The organism is Methylophaga sp. UBA5088, assembly GCF_002414625.1.
Lineage (GTDB): Bacteria > Pseudomonadota > Gammaproteobacteria > Nitrosococcales > Methylophagaceae > Methylophaga > Methylophaga marina.
Genome location: NZ_DIAC01000111.1, coordinates 10,223 through 17,954 on the forward strand (window position 1 = coordinate 10,223; position 7,732 = coordinate 17,954).

The following is a 7,732-nucleotide window of genomic DNA, read 5'->3' on the forward strand; positions in this document are numbered from 1 at the left end:
ATATCGGCCTGAGTGAGTAAGGTTTTCAATCCTTTCAAACCTGACTCAGGCGCCTTTGCTCCACGCCGACTAATCCAGTCAACATCAGGTAAAAAAAAGCGCTGATATAAGGCTGTTCTATCCGAGTTTTGTAAATCAATAACCAGATCAAACTGGTGTTGAATAAGTTGTCTGCGTAGCCTGAATTGGTGTTTCAGCCTTCTCAGTGGCTGGCGATCATCTATCATGATGCTATCGATATAAGGTGAACGCACCATTAAGGATTCATAGCGGGACATGGTCAACAAGATAATCTCAGCATCAAGGAAGTGCTGGCGGATATCTTTGAAAATACCGTCTGCCTGAATTAGATCACCAAATGCCCCATGCTTGATAAGCAAAATCTTATTTGCTTGTGTCATGAATTATGGTTCCAGCAAACCCTGGTAAACAGAAAGGGTATTGTCCGTCATGGCTTCCAGTGTCATTGATTGCTGAGCCAGCAGCATCGCTTTCTGCATCATACCTTGCCAGCCCACTATGTCTTTGCTAAGTGTGGCCAGCTGTTGACGAAAAGCCTGGGTATCAGCGATAGGTGTGATTAATGCCTTATCAAGGACTTCGTTAGCGACAGGTACATTCGTAGATAAAATGGGTTTGCCTAATAATAATGCTTCACTGACTACATAAGAAAAGCCTTCTCTTCTCGAGCTGATTAATACGCCGTCACAAGCGTGCATCAGTGAACTGACATCTGGACGATAACCGACCAAACGACAGTGTGTCTGTGTTGACATCTGTTGAATTCGGCTATGTAACCATTGGCGTTCTTCTCCTTCACCGATAATCAGTAAATTCAAAGCCAGGCCGTCTGCGGCATCCAATAACAAATCAAAGCCTTTTGCCTTTACTAGTCGACCAACGGCACAAAATGTTGGTAACTCAGGGTTGAGTCCAAACTCTTGATGGATATCAATAGGTGCAACTTTTGGGCTAGAAATACCGTTATATATTGTTGTGGCATTCGCTATGTTCAGATGTGAGCGAAGACTATGACTAACCGCAATCGCCTGATCGAGCTTGGCAAAATCTTTCACTCGGCTTTTGATGTTATGTAATGTACCTACGGTTTTTGCGCGATGAAAATAGCGACACTTATTTAGTACAGCCGTCGCTTTATTAGCCTGAGCATGCACTATATCCGCGTTGGACTTATGCAGATAATAAAGCACGCTGAACCACAAAAGTGGATTACGCCGGCTTTGCTCAGTATTAACTGGAAAACCTTGGATATGTGCAGGTAAGGTCTCTAGAAATTGAGGGTCGGCAATAACACTGACAGAATGACCGGCTTTGTGGAGGCTGATAGACAGTTCTCTGACATGTTTTTCAAGCCCACCACCGCCTGTGCTTAATAACAATTGGCAGATGTTCATGTGGGCGAATGTTGTTTTAATGCGCGTTTATAAACAGATAGCGTGGTTTCTAACATAGACTCCAGTACAAAAGGATGTGATTCTGGAACAACAGGCGGTGCAAGTAACCATTTTGTGCTTAAGCTGACGACAGCGGCTTTATCACCCGTGCTTACTTTGCCTTCCGGCAGTACGGCCGTTAGTTGTTCTTCCACACCGCCATGAGCATAAGCAATAACCGGCACCCCTAAACTCAGGGCTTCTATACTGACTCGCCCAAACGCTTCCGGCTGCAATGATAATGACATGACGATGTTGGAAATTGACATAATTTCTCTCAGATCACTCCGGTGGCCGATAAAACTTACATCATTTAAAACGCCAAGTTCAGTTGCACGTTGTTGTAATTCACCTAAAAAAGCCGATTTTCCTTTTTTAGTTTCACCAACAATCAAACCGTGCACATCAGAATAATATTTTTTTAGCTCAGCAATAATCTCTATAAAATCAGCCTGACCTTTCCAACGTGTAATGCGTCCCGGCAGAGTGATTAATAACTTGCCCCGTGTTTGAGGGAAGGATTGATACCAATGAGATAACCATGCATTATTTGGCTGATATCCATACGGGAACTCTCGTCGGTCAATACCCCGGTAATTCAGGGTGAGGTTTTTTTGAACACCGTATTGCGTCGTGACGTATTCACGGATTTTTTCCGACACAACCAATATCTGTTCGCCTTTGGTCATGATTCGGCTATAGCCGTTGACAGAGTATGTGCCGTGAACGGTAGTAATGAATTTTGGACGTGATGCCTTTGGTAAGGATTTCCACGTCAAATAGCATACCCAGGCCGGCATACGTGAACGCACATGTAAAATATCAACACGGTTATTCACCAGAAAGCGTCGTAGTCTCGGGATAAGACGGAATGTCGCCAGCGACTTACGGCCTATGTTCCAGTTGATATGCTCGCTGCCTTGCTGACGTAAGGTATCGACTAAGCGGCCACCAGCGGAAATAACAAACGAGCGATGCCCCAGGCTTGCCAGATAGCGGCCGACTTCCAATGTGCCTCGTTCAACACCTCCTGATTCAAGTGCAGGTAACACCTGAACAACGGTTAACTGATCTGTCATGAGCAATTAGCTGAGTTGAGGTATTGGCTGTGGTTGTGCTTGTGGCACGCCATCCAACCAGTGTTTTGCTATCCAGTCTGCACAGCGTTCTGATTCCATGAACCCCGGAACAGCTTGTAGACGGTTTTTGTAATGGCCCAGGCTGTCAAAGCGAACAGCATAGCCTTCACCCACTAATTTACTCAGTCCCCGTGAGACACGGTTATCACGTTTGATGGGCATGTTAAGAATACCGACCGCAGTGTTTGCTGTGAGTGCTTCATACACCATCGACACGGAGTCTTCGCTAATCCATGCACTATAACTTGCTGCTAATTGGCGTGAAACCCAGTTACGATCGGTTTCTTCGAAAGGCACGATAGTGAGGTTGGCCAATTTGAAGCCTAGCATGTGAGTGGCGAAGTTGTCAGGTGTACGTGGAGAGGTCGTGAGCGTATAGTGAATACGCGGGTTTTGCTTACAAAGCTGAGTTATTTGTGATGTTATATGGTTTTCATTCCAGTCACAGTGTTTGGAAGGGCCGCCAATCATGATTAGTCCCTTATCGGTGTGATGAACACCTGTCGCGTGAATAGGGTTAAGAACGCCTCGTGTTTCCAATACATTGCCACGACCTTGATAATAGTCATGCTCCGGTATTAAGCTAAGATCAAAAAAAGACACCGGTAAACTGGGCTGCATCAAGACGATGGTTTGCCCGCCATACACCTTTTTTGCTGCCAGCATGTGAAGATGCGTGCGATGACCTGCCCCGATAATGAGATCAGGTAAAGGTAGCCCATGACCTGCAGGCCAGGTTGTACTCAATAAATCGAACACAGGTTGAAGTCGACCACTCACCGGAATATCAAAACTTTGACAGGCCATTTTGCGCTTTAAGGCATTCACCAAACCTTGAGATTGGCTTTGATGGCCAGGTTTTCCATCAGTGAGTCGCCAGATGATGATGGGGTCTTCGTCTTTGTTGATATTCATGCAGACAGCACCTAAATATAAAGTAATGTAGCCTCAAGCTGAAAAGGCGATGTGCTGTGGACTATAGGGCAGCCGTATTAAAGTTTTATGAAATGAGAGCGGTTTCACAAAAAATAAATTAGGAATATTTTCTCTGGAGGCCTATGGCGAGCTGAGCCATAGTCAAGCGACGACAGTCAAAAGGAGTGCACATGATTGAGCGTGATGAAGATACCTTTAGTGCGTTAAAGGAAATGGCTGAAGATGCGCAGTTGGTCTCACGTAACCACAATGATGAATTAATCGGTCTCGAGTACTATTCAAATTTGGCTGTGTTGAGTGATGATGAGTTGGGTTTATTAGTTCGTTTATGGCACGAAAAGTATGTGACCTGCCAAAAAGAGAAACTCGCTTCTCAATGGATGGTCATACAGATATTCATTCTTATCTTATTAGCCATTTATGTGGCTTGGGTATCAGGGGGGATTGCTGGTACGCTGATCAGTATAGTCGGTGTGATCGCCATGATCGCCATGATTGAAGATAAGCGGGTCAGTGTCGCTAAACGAAATTTAGCTGATGCCCGCGAAGTCTACAGAACACTACAAACATTAAAACAAGACAGACAACGGTAATGTCAGCATGTTATCTAGCCAGTTCTTCAAGGCGGATGCTGACATGTTTCGCAAATTAAATTAAAGGAGATTTTATGACTACAGTGACATTAAAAGGAACCCCTTTTGAGACAGTGGGTGAGTTGCCTGCAGTTGGACAAAAAGCACCAGAATTTAGCCTGACAAAAGATGACTTGTCTGAGCTGACTCTGGCAGATTTATCTGGTCGTGTTGTGCTCAATATTTTTCCATCTGTAGATACGCCTACCTGTGCGATGTCTGTCAGACAATTCAACACAAAAGCGGCTGCCTTGGATAACACCACGGTTGTCTGTGTATCAAAAGATTTACCTTTTGCCATGGCACGTTTTTGTGGTGCAGAAGGTATTGATAATGTCGTGACTGGTTCGGCGTTTCGCTCTTCATTTGCTGAAGATTACGGTTTATTAATGAAAAATGGGCCTTTAGCTGGTTTGTGTTCGCGTGTGGTTGTCGTCATTGATGAAACTGGCAAAGTCATTTATACCGAACAAGTCAGTGAAATTGCTGATGAACCTGATTATGAAAAAGCCTTGTCAGCACTTAGCTAAACGAGCTTATCGTTGCAAAAGCCCTGTTCAATAGCTGTTGAACAGGGCTTTTTTTTGTTTAAAAAACGCTCAGAGATGATTTAGCGGAGGAGGTGTCGATGATCGCGCTTGAGACAGATTTATTTTCATCCGTGTCGGTTTTGGCTGAATTCCATCCTCTGGCAAAGGCGATTCAATTCTGGTCAGACAAGGCAGGTCAGGCACATAGTAAAGTGCTGCTTTTTTCCACTGTACCCACAGCGATGCAAACTTTGGAAGTGGATATCGCGATGGCAGGTGATCAATTAAGTAAAGCCTCATTGCCAGATTATTATCAATTCTGCAGTGATATTGAGTTGATCTTTTATGGTGCACAGCCATCGGGTCCTGTTGCGGCTTTAACGGATATTGACTGGCTCCGTTTAAGACGGCTCTCCATTTATGCACAGTACTGGAAAGATAGAAATCCCCAAGAGGTGAATAAGCTCTTAAGTTTTGTGATGGGGATTCCTTTGTATAGTCAGATTGTAGCTCAACGCATCGCCTCAGATGCAAGTGATAAAAGAGCTAGCATTCAACAGGGGCTATCGCTGTCAGGCGGGGTCTATCTGATAGGTGTTGAACGTTACAAACAGCTTTTCAGACACGAAATTGATCAGGCGTTCAATGAAGCAAAACAGTTGGTGTCAGCCTATCGTGGCACACATGAAGATAATGCTGCTGAACGGATTAACAGTATGGTGAATGCCGCACTGACAAAATAAAACCAAAAAAAGTAACCTGCCATCCAAGTCGGGTATAACTTTTGCTCTCTTCTTCTGTATATCGTTCTTTTGAACTAAAACCTGATAGGGGGACTGATGAAGGACATTTGGAAGGACTATGAACCGGGTTCGTTTTTTGATGAGCTCATGTTTGCAAAACATCAGCCCAGAGCATTCAGTTTTAAACTGCTTGAATACTTGCGTTGCATGGAAAAAAAAGCGTTTACGCAGCGGGTGCAAGAGTCAGAAGTAGAAATGCTGGAGCGTGGCATCACCTTCACCATTTATAGTGATGCGGGCAATATTGATAGGGCTTGGCCATTCGATATTATCCCAAGGGCTATTCCAAAGAGTGAGTGGGAACGCACCGAAAAAGGGCTAAAACAGGGCATTCATGCCTTAAATCAGTTCATTCAAGACATTTATAACGATGGAAATATTATCAACGCTGGCATCATACCCGCCGACGTGGTTTATCAATCCAAAGGTTATCGTAAAGAATGTCATGGTATGACCCCTGCTCATGGCGTTTGGGCCAATATCTGTGGTTCAGATTTAGTACGCGATCATGATGGCACGCTATACGTGTTAGAGGATAATTTACGTGTACCATCTGGGGTGGCATATATGCTCGAAAACAGAAAAACCACCAAGCGAGTCTTGCCTGAGCTATTCAAACTCTTAAATATTAGCCCTGTTGATGCCTACCCTGAACACTTAGCAGAAATGCTCGCCTCATTACGCCCTGATTTAACTCATCCAACGATGGCGTTATTGACGCCCGGTATCTATAACTCAGCCTATTTTGAACATGCGTTCCTTGCTCAACAAGCCGGTTTGATCTTGCTGGAAGGCGCCGATCTACTGGTAGGGGATGATGATTATGTCTACATGAAAACGATTCATGGCCTTGAGCGTGTTGATGTCATATACCGCCGTATTGATGATGATTTTATTGATCCAGAAGTTTTTCGTCCTGATTCAATGCTAGGTGTGCCAGGGATTATGCGTGCCTGGCGTGCGAGTAAAGTCGCGATAGCCAACGCGCCAGGATGCGGTGTCGCTGACGATAAAGTCATTTATGCCTATGTGCCTGACATGATCCGTTATTACCTGAATGAAGAACCCATTTTGGGCAATGTGCCTACCTGGCTGTGTCGTAATGAGGAAGATTTGACCCATGTGTTAGCGCATCTGCCTGAACTGGTGGTCAAACCCGCCAATGAGTCAGGAGGCTATGGCATGTTGGTGGGACCGCATTCCTCGGCAGAGAAAGTGGAAGAATTTCGTGAGTTACTGATCAATGATCCAAAAAACTACATTGCTCAACCGACCTTGAGTTTATCTGTTTCCCCCACCTGTTGTGATGACACGATTGCACCACGACATGTCGATTTAAGGCCATTTATTCTGTCTGGAGATGATATTTATGTCACCCCCGGTGGGCTGACTCGTGTAGCGATGGTCGAGGGTTCGTTAGTTGTTAACTCGTCACAGGGGGGCGGTAGTAAAGATACCTGGATTGTTGATGATAGTCGCCATTTCATGGAGGAAGACTAATGTTATCTCGTGTTGCTGAGAGAGTGTATTGGTTGGCTCGTTATTTAGAGCGCGTGGAAAACACGGCGCGATTAATTAATGTGCATACCGCACTATTAATGGACTTGCCCGAGCATATGGAAGTGAACTGGTTTACCTTGGTGACCATTTTTGATGCTGAGCAGATTTATTACAGAAAACATCCGCGTGAAAATGAATATGACATTATGCATTTTCTATTAGCTGATCCTGGCTATGGTGGTTCATTGATTAATAATCTGGCGGCTGTGAGAGAAAATGCCCGAACCTCATTGGATGTATTACCAGAAGAAGTCTGGGAGCAGGTGAATGAGCTACACTTATTAGTGAAGAGTGAATTATCATCCATTGGTAATCGACGTCGCAGACAGAAGTTATTACTCACTATCATGGAGTCATGTCAATGTATATGGGGTATGATTGCCAATCACATGAGTCGTAATTTTGCTTATGACTTTTTACAGGCGGGTAAACATCTAGAACGGGCAGATATGACCAGCCGAATATTGGAGTTGTCGGCATTGCTGATGTCAGATAACCGAAGTGAAACTCTAAAACAGCACGAAGGTATTTTGTGGGCGACATTACTGAGAGTTCTAAATGCCCAGCAAATGTATATTCAAGCACATAACTCCTCATTGAAAGGGGAAAATGTGTTGGCATTTTTAATTCAAAATACAGCTTTCCCGCGTTCTTTGATGATGCGTGAAGTATTCTGTT

The 7,732-nt window shown here is 44.4% G+C and carries 9 protein-coding genes; 5 read left to right on the forward strand and 4 right to left on the reverse strand.

Going from position 1 to position 7,732, the window contains the following annotated elements; genetic code table 11:
- The 4 genes from B4K20_RS14055 to B4K20_RS14070 form a co-directional block, all read right to left on the reverse strand.
- On the reverse strand, positions 1–401 hold a 401-nt coding region (locus tag B4K20_RS14055; protein WP_289283372.1), incomplete at its 3' end, for a glycosyltransferase family 9 protein.
- Between the two features lie 3 nt (positions 402–404).
- Positions 405–1,415, reverse strand: a complete 1,011-nt coding sequence (locus tag B4K20_RS14060) for a glycosyltransferase family 4 protein (protein ID WP_289283373.1) — start codon at positions 1,413–1,415, stop codon at positions 405–407.
- On the reverse strand, positions 1,412–2,533 hold the full coding sequence (locus tag B4K20_RS14065; RefSeq protein WP_286305897.1) for a glycosyltransferase family 4 protein: 1,122 nt from the start codon (positions 2,531–2,533) through the stop codon (positions 1,412–1,414). The genes B4K20_RS14060 and B4K20_RS14065 overlap by 4 nt, the downstream gene beginning before the upstream one ends.
- Before the next feature lie 6 nt (positions 2,534–2,539).
- On the reverse strand, positions 2,540–3,508 hold the full coding sequence (locus tag B4K20_RS14070) for a mitochondrial fission ELM1 family protein (protein WP_289283374.1): 969 nt from the start codon (positions 3,506–3,508) through the stop codon (positions 2,540–2,542).
- A gap of 191 nt (positions 3,509–3,699) precedes the next feature.
- Between B4K20_RS14070 and B4K20_RS14075 the strand changes: the two genes are divergently transcribed.
- The 5 genes from B4K20_RS14075 to B4K20_RS14095 form a co-directional block, all read left to right on the forward strand.
- Positions 3,700–4,122 (forward strand): hypothetical protein, encoded by a 423-nt coding sequence (locus B4K20_RS14075; protein WP_289243635.1) that lies wholly within the window; start codon positions 3,700–3,702, stop codon positions 4,120–4,122.
- A 74-nt stretch (positions 4,123–4,196) separates the two neighbouring features.
- Positions 4,197–4,691, forward strand: a complete 495-nt coding sequence (gene tpx, locus B4K20_RS14080) for a thiol peroxidase (RefSeq protein ID WP_289283375.1) — start codon at positions 4,197–4,199, stop codon at positions 4,689–4,691.
- Positions 4,692–4,789: 98 nt separating this feature from the next.
- The gene (locus B4K20_RS14085) at positions 4,790–5,434 is read left to right on the forward strand and encodes a hypothetical protein (RefSeq protein ID WP_289283376.1); all 645 of its coding nucleotides are present in this window, start codon (positions 4,790–4,792) and stop codon (positions 5,432–5,434) included.
- A 96-nt stretch (positions 5,435–5,530) separates the two neighbouring features.
- Complete coding sequence (locus B4K20_RS14090) at positions 5,531–6,994, forward strand: circularly permuted type 2 ATP-grasp protein (RefSeq protein ID WP_289283377.1); 1,464 nt, start codon at positions 5,531–5,533, stop codon at positions 6,992–6,994.
- Positions 6,994–7,732, forward strand: a 739-nt coding sequence (locus B4K20_RS14095; protein WP_289283378.1) for an alpha-E domain-containing protein, incomplete at its 3' end; no start/stop codon positions are given. The genes B4K20_RS14090 and B4K20_RS14095, both read left to right, overlap by 1 nt.